The 21955-nt window shown below is 65.7% G+C and carries 20 protein-coding genes, 1 tRNA gene and 1 pseudogene; 11 read left to right on the top strand and 11 right to left on the bottom strand.

What is annotated here, in order from left to right; translation table 11 throughout:
- Window positions 1–11: 11 nt before the first annotated feature.
- On the bottom strand, window positions 12–1028 hold the full coding sequence (locus AC1MLZ_RS14425) for a fumarylacetoacetate hydrolase family protein (protein ID WP_480959075.1): 1017 nt from the start codon (window positions 1026–1028) through the stop codon (window positions 12–14).
- A gap of 151 nt (window positions 1029–1179) precedes the next feature.
- Between AC1MLZ_RS14425 and AC1MLZ_RS14420 the strand changes: the two genes are divergently transcribed.
- The 4 genes from AC1MLZ_RS14420 (at window position 1180) to AC1MLZ_RS14405 (ending at window position 4338) form a co-directional block, all read left to right on the top strand.
- On the top strand, window positions 1180–1413 hold the full coding sequence (locus tag AC1MLZ_RS14420; protein ID WP_480959074.1) for a DUF6894 family protein: 234 nt from the start codon (window positions 1180–1182) through the stop codon (window positions 1411–1413).
- A gap of 201 nt (window positions 1414–1614) precedes the next feature.
- Entirely contained in the window at window positions 1615–2349 is a 735-nt protein-coding gene (locus AC1MLZ_RS14415; protein WP_480959073.1) for a Crp/Fnr family transcriptional regulator, read from the top strand.
- A 220-nt stretch (window positions 2350–2569) separates the two neighbouring features.
- Window positions 2570–4015 (top strand): DEAD/DEAH box helicase, encoded by a 1446-nt coding sequence (locus AC1MLZ_RS14410; protein ID WP_480959072.1) that lies wholly within the window; start codon window positions 2570–2572, stop codon window positions 4013–4015.
- 56 nt (window positions 4016–4071) lie between these two features.
- On the top strand, window positions 4072–4338 hold the full coding sequence (locus AC1MLZ_RS14405) for a hypothetical protein (RefSeq protein ID WP_480959071.1): 267 nt from the start codon (window positions 4072–4074) through the stop codon (window positions 4336–4338).
- Window positions 4339–4462: 124 nt separating this feature from the next.
- Here the strand turns inward: AC1MLZ_RS14405 and AC1MLZ_RS14400 are convergent, their stop codons facing one another.
- The 5 genes and pseudogenes from AC1MLZ_RS14400 to AC1MLZ_RS14380 all read right to left on the bottom strand — a co-directional run bounded on the left by AC1MLZ_RS14400 (window position 4463) and on the right by AC1MLZ_RS14380 (window position 8283).
- Window positions 4463–5128, bottom strand: a complete 666-nt coding sequence (locus tag AC1MLZ_RS14400) for a nitroreductase (RefSeq protein ID WP_480959070.1) — start codon at window positions 5126–5128, stop codon at window positions 4463–4465.
- Window positions 5129–5244: 116 nt separating this feature from the next.
- A complete protein-coding gene (gene hslU, locus AC1MLZ_RS14395; RefSeq protein ID WP_480959069.1) occupies window positions 5245–6540 on the bottom strand; it encodes an ATP-dependent protease ATPase subunit HslU in 1296 nt (431 codons plus the stop codon).
- A gap of 130 nt (window positions 6541–6670) precedes the next feature.
- Window positions 6671–7213, bottom strand: a complete 543-nt coding sequence (hslV, locus tag AC1MLZ_RS14390) for an ATP-dependent protease subunit HslV (RefSeq protein WP_480961565.1) — start codon at window positions 7211–7213, stop codon at window positions 6671–6673.
- 211 nt (window positions 7214–7424) lie between these two features.
- Window positions 7425–7658 (bottom strand): annotated as a pseudogene (locus AC1MLZ_RS14385) (3TM-type holin); the annotation flags it as partial.
- Window positions 7659–7746: 88 nt separating this feature from the next.
- Window positions 7747–8283: a glycoside hydrolase family 108 protein gene (locus tag AC1MLZ_RS14380; RefSeq protein WP_480959068.1), complete on the bottom strand. Its 537-nt coding sequence runs from the start codon at window positions 8281–8283 to the stop codon at window positions 7747–7749.
- Window positions 8284–8809: 526 nt separating this feature from the next.
- Between AC1MLZ_RS14380 and AC1MLZ_RS14375 the strand changes: the two genes are divergently transcribed.
- The gene (locus AC1MLZ_RS14375; RefSeq protein WP_480959067.1) at window positions 8810–11092 is read left to right on the top strand and encodes an NADP-dependent malic enzyme; all 2283 of its coding nucleotides are present in this window, start codon (window positions 8810–8812) and stop codon (window positions 11090–11092) included.
- Between the two features lie 205 nt (window positions 11093–11297).
- On the opposite strand, the gene AC1MLZ_RS14370 is transcribed toward AC1MLZ_RS14375, so the two are convergent.
- Both AC1MLZ_RS14370 and AC1MLZ_RS14365 read right to left on the bottom strand, forming a co-directional pair.
- Window positions 11298–11374, bottom strand: a tRNA-Pro gene (locus AC1MLZ_RS14370).
- A gap of 93 nt (window positions 11375–11467) precedes the next feature.
- Window positions 11468–11776 (bottom strand): putative quinol monooxygenase, encoded by a 309-nt coding sequence (locus tag AC1MLZ_RS14365; RefSeq protein ID WP_480959066.1) that lies wholly within the window; start codon window positions 11774–11776, stop codon window positions 11468–11470.
- Window positions 11777–11935: 159 nt separating this feature from the next.
- Here AC1MLZ_RS14365 and yajC point away from each other — a divergent pair, with 159 nt between their 5' ends.
- Genes yajC through AC1MLZ_RS14345 form a run of 4 tightly spaced genes read left to right on the top strand, consistent with a single transcriptional unit; the run spans window position 11936 to window position 15245 of the window.
- Window positions 11936–12277: a preprotein translocase subunit YajC gene (yajC, locus tag AC1MLZ_RS14360; RefSeq protein ID WP_176500282.1), complete on the top strand. Its 342-nt coding sequence runs from the start codon at window positions 11936–11938 to the stop codon at window positions 12275–12277.
- A complete protein-coding gene (gene secD, locus AC1MLZ_RS14355; RefSeq protein ID WP_480959065.1) occupies window positions 12277–13881 on the top strand; it encodes a protein translocase subunit SecD in 1605 nt (534 codons plus the stop codon). The genes yajC and secD overlap by 1 nt, the downstream gene beginning before the upstream one ends.
- Window positions 13882–13895: 14 nt before the next feature.
- Window positions 13896–14870, top strand: coding sequence for a protein translocase subunit SecF (gene secF / locus AC1MLZ_RS14350; protein ID WP_480959064.1), 975 nt, complete (start codon window positions 13896–13898; stop codon window positions 14868–14870).
- Entirely contained in the window at window positions 14871–15245 is a 375-nt protein-coding gene (locus AC1MLZ_RS14345) for an Mth938-like domain-containing protein (protein ID WP_480959063.1), read from the top strand. It begins immediately after the preceding gene.
- On the opposite strand, the gene AC1MLZ_RS14340 is transcribed toward AC1MLZ_RS14345, so the two are convergent.
- Window positions 15227–16411, bottom strand: coding sequence for a glycosyltransferase (locus tag AC1MLZ_RS14340; protein ID WP_480959062.1), 1185 nt, complete (start codon window positions 16409–16411; stop codon window positions 15227–15229). The genes AC1MLZ_RS14345 and AC1MLZ_RS14340 overlap by 19 nt on opposite strands.
- A gap of 317 nt (window positions 16412–16728) precedes the next feature.
- Window positions 16729–17553 carry a class I mannose-6-phosphate isomerase gene (locus AC1MLZ_RS14335; RefSeq protein WP_480959061.1) on the bottom strand — a complete coding sequence of 275 codons (825 nt, stop codon included), beginning with the start codon at window positions 17551–17553 and terminating at the stop codon, window positions 16729–16731.
- A gap of 134 nt (window positions 17554–17687) precedes the next feature.
- Between AC1MLZ_RS14335 and AC1MLZ_RS14330 the strand changes: the two genes are divergently transcribed.
- Window positions 17688–18635 carry an outer membrane protein assembly factor BamD gene (locus tag AC1MLZ_RS14330; RefSeq protein WP_480959060.1) on the top strand — a complete coding sequence of 316 codons (948 nt, stop codon included), beginning with the start codon at window positions 17688–17690 and terminating at the stop codon, window positions 18633–18635.
- Window positions 18636–18696: 61 nt separating this feature from the next.
- Window positions 18697–20361 (top strand): DNA repair protein RecN, encoded by a 1665-nt coding sequence (recN, locus tag AC1MLZ_RS14325; RefSeq protein ID WP_480959059.1) that lies wholly within the window; start codon window positions 18697–18699, stop codon window positions 20359–20361.
- Between the two features lie 608 nt (window positions 20362–20969).
- On the opposite strand, the gene AC1MLZ_RS14320 is transcribed toward recN, so the two are convergent.
- Window positions 20970–21953 (bottom strand): SDR family oxidoreductase, encoded by a 984-nt coding sequence (locus AC1MLZ_RS14320; RefSeq protein WP_480959058.1) that lies wholly within the window; start codon window positions 21951–21953, stop codon window positions 20970–20972.
- Between the last annotated feature and the right edge of the window lie 2 nt (window positions 21954–21955).

Genomic DNA, 21955 nt, shown 5'->3' with positions numbered 1-21955 from the left:
GATTGCTCCACCTATGCGACGGTCTGTTCGATCACGCCGAAGATCGGATGGCGCTTGTCGTCTTCCGCCCAGATGCGGACGACGTCGCCCTTCTTGAGGAACGGCGTGACGGGCTTGCCGCCCTGAATGGTTTCGATCGTCCGCACTTCGGCGAGACACGAGTACCCGACGCCGCCGTCGGCAACGGATTTGCCCGGTCCGCCATCGGGGCCGCGGTTCGAGACGGTGCCCGATCCGACGATCGTCCCCGCGCCCAGCTTTCGCGTCTTGGCGGCGTGTGCGACCAGCGTACCGAAATCGAACGTCATGTCCTCGCCGGCCTCGGCGCGACCGAGCGGCTGGCCGTTGAGGTCGACCATCAGCTTGCGGTGCAGCTTGCCGTCCTTCCACCAGTCACCCAGCGCGTCGGGCGTGACGAATACCGGCGAGAACGCGCTGGCCGGTTTCGACTGGAAAAAGCCGAAGCCCTTGCCGAGTTCCCCGGGGATCAGGTTGCGCAAGCTCACGTCGTTGGTCAGCCCGACCAGCAGGATCGCCGCCAGCGCCTCGTCGCGAGTCGCGCCCATCGGCACGTCGCCGGTCACGACGACGACCTCGCCTTCCATGTCGCAACCCCAGGCCTCGTCCGCGAGCGGGATCGGATCGCGCGGCCCCAGGAATCCGTCGGATCCCCCCTGGTACATCAGCGGATCGTGCCAGAAGCTGTCGGGCATTTCCGCCGCGCGCGCCTGTCGCACGAGCGCAACATGATTCACGTACGCAGAGCCGTCCGCCCATTGATACGCACGCGGCAGGGGCGATTCGGCGTCATGCTCGTGGAAGCGCCGCATCGGGATCATCTCGTGTTCGAGATCGGTCGACAGGTTCTGCAGGTCGATCGAAAGCCGGTCCCAGTCGTCGAGCGCAGCCTGCAGGGTGGGCGCAATGTGACTCGCATCGGCATACCAGGCGAGGTCGTTGGAGACGACGACGAGCTTGCCGTCTCGCCCTCGGGTGGCGTCGGGATGCTTCAGGCTGGCCAGTTTCATGGAGCGGATCCTCTTTATGTTTGTAGGCATCCTACGCCCGGGACAGAGTCCAAGTCGAGCATCCCGCGCACGCCAAACCTGATTTTGGTAAGGGCGGAGCGATTGCAGGCCTGCTAGAAAAGGGTTCGCGTAACGGTTGAGGAAGTAGAGCATGCCCAGATACTTCTTCGACATCGAGAACCATAAGCACGTCAGCGACGACGACGACGGTACGAACCTCGCAGATGACGAAGTGGCCCGCGTCCAGGCGGTGATCTTCGCGGGCGATTATCTCAGCGATCATCCGGGAATCGCACGCGACGGTGCTCGGTTCGGCGTCGCGGTGCGGGACGAGGGAGGCAGCGTTCTGCTGACGGTTACCGTGACGACCGACGAACCCAGCTAGCCGGCCCAGCTAGCCGGCCCAGCTAGCCGATAGTCGCCCCCCGTTGCTGCCACATTCTGGCGACAGCGCGAATGATCATCATAACATGGGTTTCGTCGGCGTGGTCCATCCTGGGATAAGGTGCGTAATGTTGCAACGCGCTATTCCAGAGAGGGTGACAGCGAGAAACGAGTGCTCCTGCACTGGATGCGGAGAGTGCACGTGGATATCTCCACCGTGACTGAAATGGTGTTACGGAAGTTCGAGTCGCGGATGGCGATGGGTGCGGACGATCGCGCTCAGATCGCGGCGTTGCCGTTCAAGGTTCGGACGATCGACGCATCGACGTACATGCTGCGTGAGGGTCAGCGGCCGACACGTTGCGCGTTCATTCTCGAGGGGCTTGCGTACCGGCAGAAGCTGACGCCGGATGGCGAACGCGAGATCGTGTCGATCCTGATGCCCGGCGAGTTCGTCGATATGCAGAACCTGTTCCTGGACGAGTCGGATCACGACATCCAGGCGCTGACGAGACTGACGCTCGCCGAAATGCCGATCGCCGCGCTTCGCGTATTGATCGAGACGTGCCCGGCAGCGGCCCAGGTACTATGGATCGATGCACTGGTTGAATCGTCGATCCACCGGGAATGGCTGCTCAATATCGGGCGGCGCAACGCGCGTAGCCGGCTCGCGCATCTGCTCTGCGAATTCTCCGTGCGGTTCCACAAATCGACGCTCGGCGATGCGATGGCGTATGAGTTGCCAATGACGCAGGAGCAATTGGGCGATGCCCTCGGCCTGACGCCGGTTCACGTCAACCGGGTACTCAAATCACTGGAAGTCGACGGCCTGATCGCGCGCAAGAAGCGGCGGGTAAGCGTCAAGGACTGGTCTCGCCTGCGCGACGCGGCGGAGTTCAACGAACGCTATCTGCATCTCGGCCAGATCCGGAGCTGACGCCGCCAGCGCGAAAGACGCCGAAGGTTGACTTTTCGACCGCGATACGCCAAATGGCGGTCATCGAGGCGTAATGCAGCGTGATTGGACCTTTAACGGTCTTAGCTCCGCCTCGGTCGTTTCCAACGGGCTTCCCTTTTCACGCGGGGTGTCAAAACACCACCGTCCCTCGCGCGTCCTTGTGTGGATTCGCGAGCCCGGCACATTTGAGAGACTCTACATGTCATTTGCAAACCTCGGCCTCGCCGAGCCGCTCGTCCGTGCGCTCGAAGCCAAGGGCTATACCGAGCCTACGCCGATCCAGGCGCAGTCGATCCCGATCCTGCTTGAGGGCGGCGATCTGCTCGGCATCGCGCAGACCGGCACCGGCAAGACCGCGGCGTTCGTGCTGCCGTCGATCCAGCGCCTGACCGAAAACCAGAAGCGCGTCCTGCCGACGCATTGCCGCATGCTGGTGCTCGCACCGACCCGCGAACTCGCCAGCCAGATCGCCGACAGCGCGCGCGCCTATGGCCAGTTCAGCAAGATGTCGGTGACGACCGTGTTCGGCGGCACCAGCATCAACAAGAACCGCCAGGACATGAGCCGCGGCGTCGACATCCTCGTCGCCACGCCGGGCCGCCTGATCGATCTGATCGAGCAGGGCTTCGTGAACCTGTCGATGATCGAGATCCTAGTGCTCGACGAAGCCGACCAGATGATGGATCTGGGCTTCATCCACGCGCTGAAGAAGATCGTCCGCATGCTGCCGAAGAAGCGCCAGACGCTGTTCTTCTCGGCGACGATGCCTGTTGCGATCCGTGAGTTGGCGTCGCAGTTCCTGCTCGACCCGAAGACGGTGTCGGTGAAGCCGGCTGCAACGACCGCGGAGCGCGTCGACCAGTATGTCACCTTCTGCAACCAGTCGGAGAAGCAGGCGCTGCTGACGATCACGCTGGCCGATCCGGCGATCGACCGTGCGCTGGTCTTCACGCGCACCAAGCATGGCGCCGACCGCGTCGTGAAGCTGCTCGCCGGCAACGGCATCGCGTCGAACGCGATCCACGGCAACAAGAGCCAGGGCCAGCGCGAGCGGGCACTCGGCGAGTTCAAGCAGGGCAAGGTCAAGGTCCTGATCGCGACCGACATCGCCGCGCGCGGCATCGACGTCTCGGGCGTTTCGCACGTCATCAACTTCGAGCTGCCGAACGTGGCCGAGCAGTATGTCCACCGCATCGGCCGTACCGCGCGTGCGGGCGCGAGCGGCATCGCCGTCGCGTTCTGCGCGGATGACGAGAAGGCCTATCTGCGCGACATCGAGCGGATCACGCGCCAGAAGGTCCAGGTCCGCGCGTTGCCGGAGGATTTCGTCAACCTGTCGAACCAGATCAAGCAGACGCGCATCAAGACGATGGGTGCCGACCCCGAGGTCCGGATCGATCGTCCGCGCGATCCGGCACGTCCGCGCGCGACGCATTCGCCCAGGGCGACCGGGACAACCGGTCGTAACTACGCGGGTGCCAGCCGTGGTGGCCAGGGCGGCCAGGGTGGCGGCCAAGGTGGCGGCGGCGGTCGTCCCCAGGGTGGCGGTCGTCCCGGCGGTCAGGGTGGCGGCCAGGGTGGCGGGCGTCCAGCCGGCGGCGGCCGTGGTCCGAGCCGCGGCGCGGGTCCTAGCTCGGCACGCTAAGGAGCATTCGTTCGCCTCGCGGGTTTGCTATAGGCTGGCTCGCGAGGAGAATGCTCATGGACGTTTCCACTACACCTGTCGCCGAACGCGTCGCGCGAGTTCTGGCCGGTCAGCGGATCAGCGCAAATGCTGGCGGTGATTCCGAGTCGGCGTCGCGGTTGATCGATGCGGCATGGACGGATTACCTGCCCGATGCGCTGGCCGTGCTGAAGACGTTGCGCGAGCCCGACAAGGCGATGGCCGCGGCGGGTGATCCTGCGGTTTGGGAGGCTATGATCCTGGCTGGGATCAAGGGCGCCAAGCCGGTTACGGTAATCCTCTAATCCTTGTTTCCTCGCGAAGGCGGGGACCCGGTCTGGGCACCCGCCTTCGCGGGTGAACAATGCCGCATACGCCACCACCCCGGCGTTCGCCGGGGTGGCTTCTGGTTAGAGGCGATAGCTTGAATCAGCTGACGGTCGTCAGCCATTCCGCTTCGTCTGCGCGCTCCGAGCGCAGGGCGTTGGCGGCGGCTGCCTTGTCCTCGTAGCCGATCGCCATGCCGCAGAAGAGCATGCGGTCTTCGGGGATGTCCAGGAACCTCCCGATGGTTTCGGGATACATCGCCCAGCATTCCTGCGGGCAGGTGGCGAGACCGGCTTCGACCGCCAGCAGCATCAGATTTTGCAGGTACATGCCGAGGTCCGACCATTGGGGCGGGCCCATGCGTCTGTCGACCATGCAGAAATACGCGGCTGGGGCGCCGAAGAACTGGAAGTTGCGGGCGAACCATTCCCGGCGGGCGGCCTTGTCGTCGCGCGGGATGCCGATGTGCGCGTACATCGCTTCGCCGACGGCGTAGCGGCGGTCTCGGTAGGGGGCGACTAGGTCTTTTGGGTAGATGTCGTATCTTGGTGTTTCGGTCGCGCCGGTGGCGATCTTTTCGGCCATGATGGCCTTGAGCCGGGTCATGGGTTCGCCCTGGACGATGGCGATGTGCCAGGGCTGGAGGTTCCCGCCGGTTGCGGCCCGGGATGCTTTTATGGCGAGGTCGTGGAGCAGGGTCGGGTCGACGGGGGTGTCGCGGAAGCCTCGGACGGAGCGGCGAGCGGCTATGGCTTCGGTCACGTCCATGGTTTTCTCCTAAATACCCCCCACTCCGTTCGCCCTGAGCGAAGTCGAAGGGCATGAGACTCAGGTGCTTCGACTTCGCTCAGCACGAACGGGGAGTGGTGCCCCCCGCCCTATGATCACAGCACGAACCGGCTCAGGTCGGTGTTGCGGGCGATTTCCTTCAGCTGGCTATCGACGTACGCGCCATCGATGACGAGGTTCGAGCCGCTGCGGTCCTCCGCGTTGTAGCTCACCTCCTCCAGCAGCTTTTCCATTACCGTCTGGAGGCGGCGGGCGCCGATGTTCTCGATCTCCGAATTCACTTCGGCGGCGATGCGCGCGATTGCGGCGATGCCGTCTTCGGTGAACTCGATACCGACGCCTTCGGTGGCGATCAGTGCCTTGTACTGGAGCGGCAGCGACGCCTTGGTGTCCGACAGGATCGCGACAAAATCGGCTTCGGTGAGGCCCTTGAGCTCGACGCGGATCGGCAGACGCCCCTGCAATTCGGGGAGCAGGTCGCTCGGCTTGGCGACGTGGAACGCGCCGCTGGCGATGAAGAGGATATGGTCGGTCTTCATCGGGCCGTACTTCGTCGCGACCGTCGTGCCTTCGATCAAGGGGAGCAGGTCGCGCTGGACGCCTTCGCGGCTGATCGAACCGCCACGGCCGTCCGAGACGGCGATCTTGTCGATCTCGTCGAGGAAGACGATGCCGTTGGCTTCCGCATCCGCCAGAGCGACGCGGCTGACCTCGTCCTGGTCGAGACGCTTGTCGGCCTCTTCCTCGACGAGCTTATCCCATGCCGCGTGGACGGTGAGCTTGCGGCGCTTCAACTGCGGACCGCCGCCGAACGACTTCATCATCTCGCCGAGGTTGATCATCTGCGGCGCGCCGCCGGGGATCTCGAATGGCGTGGTCGGCGCCTGCTCGACCTCGATCTCGACTTCGGCGGTGTTGAGATGGCCGTCGAGGAAACGCTGCTTGAAGCTTTCGCGCGTCGCGATGCTCGAGTCCTTGCCGACCAGCGCGTCGAGCAGGCGGCCCATCGCCGCCTCCTCTGCCTTGTCCTTGACGGCGACGCGGCGGCGTTCCTTTTCGAGGCGGATGGCTTCCTCGACGAGGTCGCGAGCGATCTGTTCGACGTCGCGGCCGACATAGCCGACCTCGGTGAACTTTGTCGCCTCGACCTTCACGAACGGGGCGTCAGCGAGCTTGGCCAGACGGCGGCTGATCTCGGTCTTGCCGCAGCCGGTCGGTCCGATCATCAGGATGTTCTTGGGCGTGACCTCGTCGCGGAGGTCTTCGCTGAGTTGCTGGCGGCGCCAGCGGTTGCGCATCGCGACCGCGACCGCGCGCTTGGCGGCGGCCTGGCCGATGATGTGGGCGTCGAGCGCGGCGACGATTGCCTTCGGGGTGAGCTGGTCGTTCATGGTTTTCTCGCTCCCCTCCCGCAGGCGGGAGGGGTTGGGGGTGGGCTCGCGCTTCCCTCGAAGGTTGGCGCTGGAGGTGAGCGGGCGCCCACCCCCTGCCCCCTCCCGCTTGCGGGAGGGGGAGAAGGAATTACGTGGTCGAATCCATCGTTTCGACCGTGAGGCGGTCGTTGGTGTAGACGCAGAGTTCGGACGCGATGTGCATCGCCTTGCGGCACAGGACTTCGGCGTCAGTTTCGTATTCGACCAGTGCTCGGGCAGCGGCCAAGGCGTAGTTGCCGCCAGAGCCGATCGCGGCGACGCCGTTTTCGGGTTCGAGGACGTCGCCGTTGCCGGTGAGGATCAGCGTCACGTCCTTGTCGGCGACGATCATCATCGCTTCGAGGTTGCGGAGGAATTTGTCGGTGCGCCAGTCCTTGGCGAGTTCGACCGCGGCGCGGAGGAGCTGGCCCTGGTGCGCTTCGAGCTTGCGTTCGAGGCGTTCGAACAGGGTGAACGCGTCCGCGGTGGCGCCGGCGAAACCACCGATGACGCTGCCGTCGCCGAGGCGGCGGACTTTGCGCGCGTTGGGTTTCATGACGGTCTGGCCCATCGAGACCTGGCCGTCGCCGATGACGACGACCTTGCCGCCGCGGCGGACCGAGAGGATCGTGGTGCCGTGCCAGACCGGCATGGCGTGGGGGTCGTTGCTCATGCCAGCGATGTAGGGTTTGGTTTTGGGGGTGCAACGGGCGGAAAGATACGCCGCCGCTTACGGACGCGTCTACGGTTGGTCCGCGCGCTTCTCCTCCCGCCGTCATCCTGACGAAAGTCAGGATCCAGGGCAACGGGCGCCTACGCTTTTGGCTCTGGATCCTGACTTTCGTCAGGATGACGGAAGGAGGTTAGCGCCCCTTCCCCCATTCCCTCGCCACCGTGTAGCCGAGGTAGCCGGTGCCAAAGAGCGCGTAGAGGGGTTCGGGGATCGCGTTCAAATACGCCGCCATCCCCGCCGCGATCGCCTGCGCCGTTTGCGGGCGGACGGCGGCGATCAGGCCTGCGGGGATCGCGCCGAGCAGCAAAACGTACATCACGTAGAGGAAAGTCGGGCGGGCTCGGGTGATCCACGGGTCTGGTGCTGGATCAAGGGGTTGCGGGGTCATCGACTGTCTCCTTCAGGCTGGAAGTGCAGAAAGTTCACACGCTGGGAGCGTTTCGTTTCGCGAGTCAGGTGCGGTTCGCGAGCCAGCCGTAGAGGAAGGCTTCGTTGGCAGGGCGGGTCTCGGCGAGGGCGACGTAGCGTTCGCCTTGCAGTGCCTCGATCGCTTTGAGGAGCACGGTTTCGCCACCGGGTTTGCGGCGGGCGAGGAAGGCGTCGAGCGCGGTGAGCGTGGCGGGGCCGATGCGGCCGTCGAGAATCATGTCGGGGTAGTCGGTGGCGCCTCGGTTGAGCGCGTTGAGCGCGCGTTGGAGGAAGGTGGCGGCCACGCTGGGCCCCATGTTGACGCCGGTGTCGAAGAGTTCTTCGGCAATTCTGGGCGCGCGCGGGGCGACCTGGTCGAAGGCGGGGCGGGTCCAGTAGAGGCGGCGGTAGATGCTTTCCGCCTGTTCGCGGGGGAAGGCGCGCATGTCTCCGGTGTAACCGTTGGCGCGGGCTACTCCTTGCGTGATGCCGTAGCGGGTGGGACCGCCTCGGTCTGCGGGGTGGTTGGTGTAGCCGCCTTCGCGGTCGATGACGGCGTCGATTAGGTGGTCGATGGTCATTATGGTGGTCCCGCCCTGTTGAGGGGCGGAGCGAACCATATTGGTTCGTTGTAGGACAGGGGAATTTGCGGATTTGCGACCCCCCACGATCCTCCCCCGCAAGGGGGAGGTGGCTGGCACTTGCCAGACGGAGGGGGAGGACACGGAACGGGAGGTGACCGCTTGCCTCCCCCTCCGTCACCTTCGGTGCCACCTCCCCCTGGCAGGGGAGGATCGTGAGGGTTCGCCCTAGACTTCACCTCCCCGGCGGAGGCCGGGGTCCAGTTGGGAGACGGCGCTGACGGAGGGCAGCGCTTCGTTATGTCCGACGTTCCAACTGGGCCCCGGCCTTCGCCGGGGTGGCGTCAGTGTGGGTGGCGGGTGGTTTACGTCAGACCCGCCCTACCAAACCGACGCTACGTCCGCGCGGGGTTGGCGGATCGGTGCCCCTAAGGCTATGCGCTCCCTTGAACATTCGATGCCGCGGGTCTGCCCGTGCGCTCTGGATCCACCCGGTCGCCGCCGCGGCCGACAGGTTAGGAAGACCATGGAAGACGATTTCCGCAAAGCCGCGCTCGATTATCACCGCTATCCCAAGCCGGGCAAACTCTCGGTCGAGGCGACCAAGCGGATGGCGACGCAGCGCGATCTCGCGCTCGCTTACTCGCCGGGCGTAGCCGCTGCGTGCGAGGAGATCGCCGCGAATCCGGACAAGGCGCGCGATTATACGGCGCGCGGCAATCTGGTCGCGGTCATCACCAACGGGACCGCGGTGCTGGGCTTGGGCGCGATTGGTGCGCTCGCGTCGAAGCCGGTGATGGAGGGCAAGGCGGTGCTCTTCAAGAAATTCGCCGGGATCGACTGCTTCGACATCGAGATCGACCAGCTCGACCCGCAGGCGTTCATCGAGGCGGTCCGCGTGCTCGAGCCGACGTTCGGAGGGATCAATCTCGAGGACATCAAGGCACCCGAATGCTTCGAGATCGAGACGAAGCTGCGCGAGGTCATGAACATCCCGGTGTTCCACGACGACCAGCACGGCACTGCGATCGTGTGTGCCGCCGCGGTCCGCAACGTGCTCGAACTGCGCGGCAAGCGGCTCGACCAGATGAAGCTGGTGACGTCGGGTGCGGGCGCGGCGGCGCTGGCGACGGTCGATTTGCTCGTGTCGATGGGGCTCAACCCCGAGAACGTGACGCTGACCGACATCAAGGGCGTCGTGCACAAGGATCGCGGCGACGTGATGCCGCCGAACATGGCGCGTTATGCCCGTGAGACCAATGCGCGGACCTTGCCGGACGTGCTGGAAGGGGCGGACATCTTCCTCGGCCTGTCGGCGCCGCGCGTGCTGAAGCAGGAATGGCTGCATCTGCTCGCGCCGGATCCGCTGATCCTGGCGCTGGCGAATCCGGAGCCCGAGATCCAGCCGGCGCTGGTGCATGCGACCCGTCCCGATGCGATCATCGCGACCGGGCGTTCGGATTTCCCGAACCAGGTCAACAACGTGCTGTGCTTCCCGTTCATTTTTCGCGGGGCGCTGGACGTCGGCGCGACCGAGATCAACGAGGCGATGAAGGTCGCGGCGGTCGATGCGATCGCGGCGCTCGCGCGGGCGACAGCTTCCGACGTGGTGGTCACCGCGTACGGCGGCGCGACTCCGGTGTTTGGGCCGACCTACATCATCCCGAAGCCGTTCGATCCGCGGCTGATCCTGCATGTCGCGCCCGCAGTGGCGAAGGCGGCGATGGATTCGGGCGTGGCAACGCGACCGATCGAGGATTTCGACGCGTACCTGCGTGACCTCGAAGTGTTCGTGTATCGCTCGGGCCAGCTGATGCGGCCGATCTTCGCGCGCGCCAAGCAGGCGGGGCGCTCGATCGCGTATGGCGAGGGCGAGGACGACCGGACGCTGCGCGCGGTGCAGACGGTGATCGACGAGGGCATCGGGCGGCCGGTGCTGATCGGGCGGCGCGAGGTGATCGCCGAGAAGATCCAGTCGAGCGGGTTGCGGATGGCGATCGGCACCGATGTCGAAGTGCTCGATCCGGGTACCGATCGCGACGTGTTCGATCCGTTGCTCGCCGGCTACAATGCGCTGGTCGGTCGTCGTGGCACGCCGCCCGACAGCGCCGAGCGTGCGCTGCGCACGCGGCCGAGCGTGGCGGCGGCGATGCTGCTGCGCGAGGGGCGCGTCGATGCGGCACTGTGCGGCGGGATCGGCGACTGGTGGACGCAGATGACGTACATCATGCCGCTGATCCCGCGGATGCCGGGCGTCTCGCGGCTGTATGCGATGTCGGCGGTGATCCTGCGCACCGGGAGCCTGTTCTTCTGCGATACGCACGTGACGGTCGACCCGACCGCCGAGCAGATCGCCGAGATGACGATGCTGGCGGCCGAAGCAGTCCGCGCGTTCGCGATCGAGCCGAAGGCGGCGTTGCTGTCGCATTCGAGCTTTGGCGCGTCGCGCTCGCCGTCGGCACAGAAGATGCGCGCCGGGCATGCGTTGCTGAAGGAGTTCGCACCTGGGTTCGAATTCGACGGCGAAATGCACGGTGATGCGGCGCTGTCGGAGGCGCTGCGGCGGCGGTTGGTCGCGGACAGCCCGCTTACGGGCTCGGCGAATTTGCTGGTGATGCCGAACATCGATGCGGCGAACATCGCGGTGTCGCTGCTGTCGGCGTCGACCGAGTCGCTGCCGCTGGGGCCGATGCTGCTGGGGCTCGCCAAGCCGCTGCAGATGATGGTGCCGAGCGTGACCGCGCGGGGGATCGTGAATTTGAGCGCGGTGGCCGTGGGCCATGCAGCGACGGTGAGCGAGACGGCGTAAGGTCGCTGGACGGGGCCGGCGTCAGAGTCGGCCCTATTCCAAGTTCAGTCATCCCCACGCAGGCGGGGATCCATACGGGCTGGCGTTGCTTGGTTACAGGCAACGTTCGAGTTTATGGGTCCCCGCCTGCGCGGGGATGACAGCTAATAGCACAATGACCTCGTACGCGATCCGTACGAGTCCGCCGAACAACGATGTAAGAAAATGGTCGGAGCGACAGGATTCGAACCTGCGACCCCCACACCCCCAGTGTGGTGCGCTACCGGGCTGCGCTACGCTCCGACCGAACGGGCCGCATAGCAGCCCGAGCCGCGCGCTCTACGCAGGGTCGGCGCGCGATGCAAGTCGCAACGCCGCTTCCTCGCGAAGATTGCTTCAGTCGCCCATGAGCGTGCGCCAGAAGCTGCCCTCATACGCCTTCACGCTGATCTGCTCGATGGTGAACCCGCCGAGCGCGCGGCCGAATGCCTTCTGGTGTTCGGCCTGGCCGTGCGCGGCGATCGCTTCCGGGCTGGCCCAGCGTTCGGAGATGCGGATCGTGTCGGGATCGACCAGATCGAGCGCGAGATTGTAGAACTCGCAGCCGTCCTCGACGGCGCACGCGGCCATGTGCGCGATCAGAATATCGGCGATCTTCGCGCCTTCGCCTGCGGCCAGCTTGATATGTCCCATCACCAGAATCATCGCGTCTCTCCTGTTTCGTCCCGGTTTCATCGTAGTCCCTACACGAACCGTCCGCGCCTGCGTCAGTTGCACGGGACCCCAAGCGATGATAGCGGGCGGACCAATGCGACCGGCCGCGCGGCGCGCGAACCGAGCCACCCTTCACAGATACGGAACTCCATGTTCATCTCACCAGCATACGCCCAGGCCGCAGACGGCGCCGCCACGGCCGGGGGCGGGATCGCCTCGTTCCTGAGCCTCGCGCCGCTCTTCCTCGTGTTCGTCGTGTTCTACTTCCTGATGATCCGCCCGCAGCAAAAGCGGATGAAGGCGCTGCAGGCGTCGGTCGCGGCCGTGAAGAAGAACGACAGCGTCGTCACGTCGGGCGGGATTCTCGGCAAGGTAACCAAGGTCGAGGATAATGTCGTCGAGGTCGAGATCGCGCCGAACGTCCGCGTGCGGGTCGTCAAGTCGACGCTGACCGACATCACCAGCCCGAACACGAAGCCGGCAAACGACTGATGCTCGACTTCCCGCGCTGGAAAATCGGGTCGATCATCGGGTTGCTGGCGGCACTGTGCCTGCTGGCGGTCCCGAGTTTCCTCCCCGAGAGCACCACGAGCAAATGGGGGTGGATCCCGCATTCCCGCGTCAATCTCGGGCTGGATCTTGCCGGCGGCAGCTATCTGCTGCTCGAGGCGGATACTGCCGACCTCGCCGCGACGCGGATCGAGGCGATGCGCGACAGCGTGGCGGGCACGATGCGGAACGGGACTCCGCGGATCGAGATCGGCGACATTTCGACGCGGGGCGGCCAGCTGACCTTCCTGCTGCGTGATCCAAGCCAGGTCGATGCGGCCCGCGAGCGCCTGCTGGCGATCACCGGCGGTGGCGCCGGGATGAGCGGCCAGCGCGAATGGGACATCAACGTCGTCGACACGAGCCGCTTCGTGCTTAAGCCGACCGAGGCTGGCCTGACCCAGGCGATCGACACGGCGATGAACGATGCGACCGAAGTCGTCCGTCGCCGGATCGATGAACTCGGCACCAAGGAACCGACGATCGTTCGCCAGGGCGCGACTCGAATCGTCGTCCAGGTTCCAGGGTTGAAGAACCCGCAGGCGCTGAAGGATCTGCTCGGCAAGACCGCCAAGCTCGAATTCAAGCTGGTCGACGAGACCGCGAACCCGGCCGATCTGGTCAAGGGCATCGCGCCGATCGGCAGCCAGGTCCTCCCCTACCCCGGCAATCCGCAGGGCGTGCCGTTCATTGCGGTCAAGCGCTCGGTGATCATCTCGGGCGACCAGCTCGCCGATGCGCGCCAGGAGTTCGAGCCGCAGACCAACGCGCCGCAGGTGGCGATCACGTTCAACGCGGTCGGCGGGCGTCGCTTTGCCAAGGTGACGACCGAGAACACCGGCAAGCCGTTTGCAATCATCCTCGACAATTCGGTGATCTCCGCGCCGAACATCAACGAGCCGATCCTTGGTGGCCGCGCGTCGATCTCGGGTAATTTCACGGTCGAGTCGGCGAACGCGCTGGCGATCACGCTGCGCTCGGGCAAGTTGCCGGTCGCACTGAAGACGATCGCCGAGAGCACCGTCAGCCCCGATCTCGGCAAGGATTCGATCCGCGCCGGCGTACTGGCCTCGATCATCGCGGCGCTCGCAGTGATCGTGTTCATGTTCGTCACTTACGGACGGTTCGGCCTGTATGCGAACCTCGCGGTGGTCATCAACATCCTGGTCATCGTCGCTGTCATGGCGATGCTGAACGCGACGCTGACGTTGCCCGGTATCGCCGGGTTCGTGTTGACGATCGGTACCGCGGTGGATGCCAACGTGCTGATCAACGAGCGTATTCGCGAAGAGCGGCGACGCGGACGCAGCGTCGTCCAGTCGGTCGAACTCGGCTACAAGGAAGCATCGCGCACGATCTTCGAGGCCAACGTGACGCACGCCATCACCGGCGTGATCATGTTGATGCTCGGCTCGGGTCCGGTGAAGGGCTTTGCGGTCGTGCTGCTGATCGGGATCTGCACGTCGGTGTTCACCGCCGTCCTGTTCACCCGGATGATGGTCGCGCTGTGGCTGCGGAAGAACCGCCCCACCACGATCAATATTTGAGGCGGGAGATAACCATGCGCCTGCTGAAACTCGTACCCGATAACACGAACCTGAAGTTCGTTTCGCTCCGTAAATGGGCGTTCGGGCTGACCTTGATCCTCTCACTTCTCGCGGTCGGCCTTGTCGCATTCCGTGGCCTGAACATGGGCGTCGATTTCGTCGGCGGCGTACTGATCGAACAGAACTTCGCAACGCCGCCTTCGATCGAGGCAGTCCGGACCGAGGTCGACCGACTCGGCGTCGGCGAGGCCTCGATCCAGTCGTTCAGCGATCCGAAGACTCTGTCGATCCGACTGCCATTGCCGGAAAGCGGTGACGAAGGCGCAACCAACCGACTGGTGAAGAAGGTTTCGGACGACATCGCGGCGAAATTCCCGGGCTCGACCTTCTCAAAATACGACACGATCTCGGGCAAGGTCTCCGACGAGCTGATCACCAAGGGGCTTCTCGCGGTCGGCCTGTCTATCCTGGGCATCGCGCTGTTCGCAGTGGTGCGGTTCGAGTGGCAGTTCGGCGTCTCGACCATCGTCGCGATCGTCCACGATCTGCTGATGACGCTCGGCTTCTTCGCGCTGATGCGGAATTATTTCGAGGTCGACCTGAACATCGTCGCGGCGGTGCTGACGATCATCTCCTATTCGATCAACGACAAGATCGTGATCGATGACCGCATCCGCGAGAACATGCGCCGGTACCGCAAGATGGACATGCGCGAGATCATCGACCTGTCGGTGAACGAGACGCTTCCCCGGACCGTGATGACCTCGGTGACGATCCTGCTCGCGCTGGTCGCGATGCTGATACTCGGCGGCCACGTGCTGCGCGGGTTCACCGCTGCGATGATCCTGGGTATCGTCGTGGGGACGTATTCGTCGATCTACGTGTCGTCGTCGCTGCTGATCACGCTGGGCCTGCGTGCCGATCCTGCACCGCGCAAGGGTGGCGTTCAGGACGGCGCCGAGCGGGTTGGTCCGAAGGTCGAGCGTTAAATGAGGATGGACCGCGAGAAGACCGATGGGCCGATGATCTCGGCGATCGGTCGGGCTGGGTTCAAGGTCGACGATGGGTATTACACCGCGTTGTCGATCAGTCCCGAGCGAGCGGACGGCTGGGAGCCACCGGCGTTCGAGGCGCTTGCCGAGGCGGACGTGGCGGCGCTGCTCGCGCTCGATCCGCCGCCGGAGTTCCTGTTGCTTGGAACCGGTTCGACGCTGCGCCAGCCCCCCCTCGCGTTCAAGCGCGCGGTCGAGAAGCGCGGGTTCGGGATCGAGGCGATGGACAGTCGCGCCGCCGCTCGTGCGTGGGCGGTGTTGCGCGGCGAAGGTCGCTGGATCGTCGCCGCGCTCTACCCTCTCGAAGGGTGATCCGCGACGAGCGCCGCGAGGTGCGCGTACAGCGTCGCGGTGTTTCTCTCCCACGTGAAACCGGCCGCCATTGCGCGTGTTTCAGCCTGAGCGGGCGGATTGGCCAGCAGATCGCCGATCGCCGCCGCAAACGCCAGCGGATCGCCGAGCGTCACGCGGCCGGCCTCGGGTGAGGTCACGACCTCGCGTGCGCCCCCGGCATCGGTGACGACGACTGGCGTACCACAGGCGAGCGACTCGACCCAGACGTTGGCGAGGCCTTCGGACTCCGACGCCAACGCGCTGACATCCGCCGCGGCGATCAGCGCCGGAAGATCGGCATGCGGCAACGCGCCGAGCAGGCGAATGCGGTCGCCTACGCCGAGCCGAGCGATCAAGGCCTCCAGGTCGGCACGGGCGGGGCCATGCCCCGCGATCAGGAGCGAGACTCCGGGCAGCGCCGCAACCGCCTCGACAACGACATCGTGTCCCTTGCGCGGCAAGAGCCCGCCGATCGCGATGACAAGGGGGCCGAGCACACCGAGTTTGGCCTTTGCCGATGCACGGTCGGCGGCGGGGCGGAACCGGTCCTGATCGACGCCGGTATGATGCACCGAGATCCGATCGGCCGGCATGCCTAGCGCCACCATGTAGGTCTTCATCGCCGCGCTGACCGCGAGCAGGCCGGCGGCGCCCTGCCCTGCGTCGCGAACCTGCGCTGCGGTCGCGGGCGCTTCGCCCCAATAATGGACGTCGGAGCCGCGCGCCTTGATCGAGACGGGGACGCCGTAGCGCTTGCCGAGTGCGACCGCGGCGGGGCCTTCGGGGAAGAAATACGATACGTCGATCACGTCGAACGCGAAATCGGCGCGGACCGCGTCGAGCACCGGCACAAGCGCGCGTGCCAGCGCTGTGGCGTGGTGGCGCCCTTGCGTGAACGGGAGCGCGGTAAAGCGGGGACGGTGGACGTCGACGCCCTTCCAGCTTTCGCGGTGCGGCAGTTTCGCGAGGGGCGCATAATGACGGACGTGGCGAAGGAGGCCGGGCGGGAGGCCGATCGGTGCGACGACTTTCAGGTCCACGTCGGGATGCGCCGCGAGGCCGAGCGTCTGGCGCTCGACGAAACCACCGAAGTTCGGGCGGGTGGCGTCGGGGAACAGGGTGGAAAGAGTGAGAACGCGGAGCATTGCGCGGGGTATAGGCCGGTTGCGTTAATGGGGAATGAGATGACCAACGGCCTTCTCACACATTCCGGTGCTGAAACACACCACCCCGGCGGAGGCCGGGGCCCAATTGGGGGACGTCGCTAACGAAGTGCAGTCCGCCGTTATTTCCACCTTCCCATTTGGGCCCCGGCCTTCGCCGGGGTGGTCGCGATTGGGGAGGGCGTTTGCCTAACGATACCCTGTTTCCCCGCGAAGGCGGGGACCCAGTCTGGGCTCCCGCCTTCGCGGGAGCACAAGGAGGGGAGGAAGCGCCCCTCCCCATTCGATCTACCCTTCGCTCAGATCCGCTTTGCCAGCGGATACGCGAACAACAGATCCGCATCCGCGCTGGTCGAGACCGTCTCGCTCCCCGTCATCGTCGCGCATTCGCCCGCCTTGAACGCGACGCCGGCGACTTCGCCCGAACCGGCAATCGGAATCACCCAGCCGGTCGTACCCTCGGGCAGGTTGACGACGTGGTCGCCGCCCTTCCAGCGCTCGAGCACGAACTTCGGCCCCTCGACCATGATCGTCCGGCCGGTCTCGATCTCGATCGGCGGCGCGACGGGGACGTACGGAGTCGGATCGGCGACGTCGATGCCGTCCTTCAGATGCAGTTCGCGGTCGCTGCCGTAATCGTACAGGCGATAGGTGGTCTCCGAATTCTGCTGAACCTCGATCACCGTCACGCCGCCGCCGATCGCGTGGATCGTGTCCGACGCGCAATACATGAAGTCGCCAGGCTTCACCGGCTTCCAGTCGAGCTTGTCCTCGATCGTGCCGTCGATCGCCGAATGGCGGAGGTCGTCCTTCGAGATCGGCTCCTTGGTGCCGACCGCGATCGTCGAATCGGGTTCGGCCGCCAGGATCGTCCAGCACTCGTCCTTGCCGCGCGGCAGGCCGCGCTCGTGCGCCTGCTCGTCGTTGGGATGAACCTGCACCGACAGCTTCTGCGACGTGAACAGATATTTGATCAGCAGGTCCGGCGTGGTGTCGCCGGGCTCCTGGAACCAGACTTCGCCGATCGGCGGCGATCCTGCGGCGGGGTCTTCGAAACCGGGCCAGAGCGTGTCGCGACCCCATGGCTTTTCGACGCGGTGGGTGTGCAACAATGTGGCCGGCATGACATGATCCTCGACTGAATGGCGTAACGCGAACGCATGACTATTGCCGTGCGATCCGGGCGGCGTGAAGGGGCAAGCGCGGTCCGGCGAAAAGGATTGTTCGCGGCTATCCGCTTACGCTAAGGATCATGCCGATGCGTATCACCCAGTCTCGTGCCCTCGCGGTCACGCTCATCGCCGCGCTTGCGCTCCCCATTGCCGGTTGTGCGAGCGGTCGCGCTTCCAAGGGCGATCTGCCTTATGTCGCGCGCGACGTGGGTACGCTGTACTCGACCGCCAAGCAGCGGCTTGACCAGGGCCGCTACAAGGAGGCAGCCCAGCTGTTCGACGAGGTCGAGCGCCAGCATCCCTATTCGATCTGGGCGCGCCGTGCGCAGATCATGTCGGCGTTCAGCTATTATCTCGCGCGCGATTACACCGCGTCGATCAGTTCGGCGCAGCGCTTCCTCGCCGTCCATCCGGGCAACCGCGACGCGCCCTACGCCTATTATCTGATCGCACTCGGTTATTACGAGCAGATCACCGACGTGACGCGCGACCAGAAGATCACCCGCCAAGCGCTCGATTCGCTCGGCGAGCTGATGCGCCGCTATCCGAACACGCGCTATGCGTCGGATGCGCGGCTGAAGATCGATCTGGTCAACGACCATCTCGCCGGCAAGGAGATGGAGATCGGGCGGTTCTACGAGACGCGCGGCCAGTGGCTCGCGGCGAACGGCCGGTTCCGCACGGTGATCGACAAGTTTCAGCAGACCACGCACACGCCCGAGGCGCTGATGCGGCTGACCGAGACGTATCTGGCGCTCGGCGTGCCCGTCGAGGCGGAGAAGGCCGGCGCAGTGCTGGGTCGCAACTACCCCGGCACCGACTGGTATCAGCATGCGTACGATCTGTTGAAGAAGCATCAGGTGCCGGCCGTGCCGCCATTGCCCGCGGGCGAGATGGTCGTGCCGGTGGGGACCAAGGGTACGCCGTCGGTGATGGTCGAGCTGGACGAGCCGGGTTCGACGCCGACCGGCCCTTCGGTGCGTACGCCCGACAAGCCGCGTTCGGCTGGCCAGCCGTCGAACACCGGGAGCTAAGGGTTCGGTTGGAACATAGGGGGATCGCATTGCGCATCCGTTCGTCTATGGCGGACATCCTATGCTGACCGAACTTTCCATTCGCGACGTGGTGCTGATCGAGGCGCTGGATCTGGGATTCGGCGAAGGGCTCGGCGTGCTGACCGGCGAGACCGGCGCGGGCAAGTCGATCCTGCTCGACGCGCTGGGCCTCGCGCTCGGCGGGCGCGGCGACAGCGGGCTGGTCCGGCATGGCGCTGCCCAGGCCGTGGTGACTGCGACGTTCGATGCCCCTGCCCCCGAATCGCCGCTCGCGCTGCTGTTCGACGAGAACGGGCTGGAGATCGAGCGCGGCGAGCCGCTGATCGTGAAGCGGATCGTCAAGGCGGACGGCGGCAGTCGCGGGTTCGTCAACGACCAGCCGGCATCCGCGGGCCTGCTGCGCGAGATGGCGCCGCATCTGGTCGAGATCCACGGGCAACATGACGAGCGCGGGCTGCTGAACGCACGCGGGCATCGGGCTTTGCTCGACATTTTCGGGCGGACCGAGCCGGGCGCTACCGGCAAGGCGTATGCCGGGTTCCGCGCGGCCGAAGCCGAACTCGCCGCCGCCCGCGCGGATATCGAGACGGCGGCGCGCGACCGTGAGTGGCTTGAGCATACCGTCGCCGAACTGACTGCGCTCGCGCCTGTCGCCGGCGAGGAGGAGACGCTGGCCGACACACGGCGCTCGATGCAGCGCGCGGAGAAGATCGCCGACGATCTGGCGGCGATCGACGATTTCCTGGAGGGCAAGGACGGCGGCATGGCGAAGCTGCGCCAGGCCGCGCGCGTGCTGGAGCGGATCGCGGAGGATCATGTCGCGCTCGGTAACGCGCTGGCAGCGGTCGATCGCGCGGTGATCGAAGCATCGGTGGCCGAAGAGAGCCTGCGCGATGCACGGGCCGAGATGGCGTATGATCCGCGCGCGCTGGAGGATGACGAGGCGCGGTTGTTCGAGCTGCGGGCGATGGCACGCAAGCACCGCGTGCAGCCGGATGATCTGGCGGCGCTGGCGGACGACATGCGGGCGCGGCTTGAGCGGCTGGATGCGGGTGAAGGCGGGATTGCGAAGATCGAGGCGCGGGTGGCGGCGGCGCGGAAGGCGTATGATACGGCGTCCGATGCGTTGACGAAGCGGCGGCTGGCCGCAGCCAAGCGCCTCGACGTGGCGGTCGCGGGTGAACTCGCGCCGCTGAAGCTGGATGCGGCACGGTTCCAGACCGTGGTCGCCGCGCTCGGCGAAGAAGGCTGGTCTTCGGCGGGCAAAGATCGGGTCGAGTTCGAGATCTCGACCAATCCGGGGGCGCCTTTTGCGGCGCTCACCAAGATCGCATCGGGTGGTGAGTTGTCGCGCTTCATCCTCGCGCTGAAGGTGGCGTTGGCGGAGGAAGGCGGCGCGTCGACGATGGTGTTCGACGAGATCGACCGCGGCGTCGGCGGCGCGGTGGCGAGCGCGATCGGCGAACGGCTCGCGCGGCTGGCGCTGAGCACGCAGTTGCTGGTGGTGACTCACAGCCCACAGGTCGCGGCGCGAGGGGCGAAGCATCTGCTGATCGCCAAGAGCAGCGACGGGACGGTCACGCGGACGGGCGTGCGCGCTTTGTCGGAGGAGGAGCGGCGCGAGGAGATCGCGCGGATGCTGTCGGGGGCGCAGATCACGGACGAGGCGCGGGCGCAGGCGGAGCGGTTGTTGGAGCGGGCTTAGCGCGCTCATACTCAGGTCGATTTACCACCGATATTGTTCTCCCGCGGAGACGGGAGCCCAGGATACCACCCACAGCGCCCGTAACCCTGGACTCCCGCCTTCGCGGGAGAACAGTGCCGCGAAAGGCTGACCTCAGGGCATCGCCTGCCGCGGATGACCCAGATCTTCAGCACCGGCACGACGATGCAGCCGCCGCCGACTCTCCGCAGGCCATGAAGCGCACGGCTGCCGAACGCGCCGTCTTCGCGGATCGCGGCGTGGATCATATCGTCGAGCCCGGCTGCGCTGGCGTCGAAGCGCGGCTATGGCGATTGCTGGACTTGGTTGTCCGCCGAGGAACGTCGTGCCAATCATAGCCGATCGCGGGGGCCGGCGCGGGAGACGTGCGCGTAATGCACCGTGGCCGGCACCGAGCAGAGCATCACGAACAGTGTAGCTGCCGTCTTCATCGCACCCTCGCCCCACTCCACCTCGGCGGAGGCCGGGGCCCAATTGGGAAACAGCAATTGGTGAACGCGGTCACGCGTTACAACGGCCTTGCCAATTGGGCCCCGGCCTTCGCCGGGGTGGAGCGAGTTGCCGGGCAGGCAGGAATGCTGTCGGGCGCGTTACAGCACCCCGCTGCCGCCAGTCGCCGCGAACACGCTACCACTCGTAAAGCTCGTCCCCGTCTCCGCCAGCGTCACGTAGAGCGACGCAAGTTCGGCAGGCTGTCCCGCGCGACCGAGCGGCGTGTCCTGCCCGAACTCGCCCATCTTGCCCGGCAGCTGCCCGCCCGCAACCTGCAGCGGCGTCCACACCGGCCCAGGTGCGACCATGTTGACGCGGATGCCCTTCTTGCCGAGCTGCTTCGCCAGCCCCTTGGTGAAGATCAGGATCGCACCCTTGGTCGTCGCATAGTCGAGCAGTTCCTCGCCCGGATCGACGGAATTGACCGACCCCGTGTTGATGATCGATGCGCCCGGCTTCATCAGCGGGATTGCCGCCTTGCACAGGTGGAACATCGCATAGACGTTGGTCTTCATCGTCCGGTCGAACTGTTCGAAGCTGATCTCGGCGATCGACGCCTTCGACTGCTGGTACGCGGCGTTGTTGACCAGGATGTCCAGCCCGCCGAGTTCACGATTGGCGCGCGCGACCAGCTCGTTGCAGAATTTTGCATCGGTCAGGTCGCCTGGAATCAGCACGACCTTGCGCCCCTCGGCACGGAGCAGCTTGGCCACATCCTGCGCGTCGGGTTCCTCGGTCGGATAATAGTTGATCGCAACGTCGGCCCCTTCGCGCGAGAACGCGATGACAGCCGCGCGACCGATCCCCGAGTCGCCACCGGTGACGAGCGCCTTGCGGCCGGCGAGGCGCCCCGAACCGCGATAGCTCGCCTCGCCACTGTCGGGGACGGGACGCATGTCACGCTGCAACGCCGGCCATTTCTGGCGCTGCTCCGGGAAGGGTGCCGACGTAAAGCGCGTCTGCGGATCGACGAGTTTCGCCTGGCTTCGCTCCTGGCCTTGGGCGAAAGCCGGTGATGCCGCGGCGGCGAGACCCGCGACGGCGGCGCCCTTGAAGATATCGCGTCGGCTGGTGTCTGTCATGA

The organism is Sphingomonas sp. PEI4 (assembly GCF_056679955.1).
This window is presented reverse-complemented; position numbering and strand designations above follow the sequence as displayed.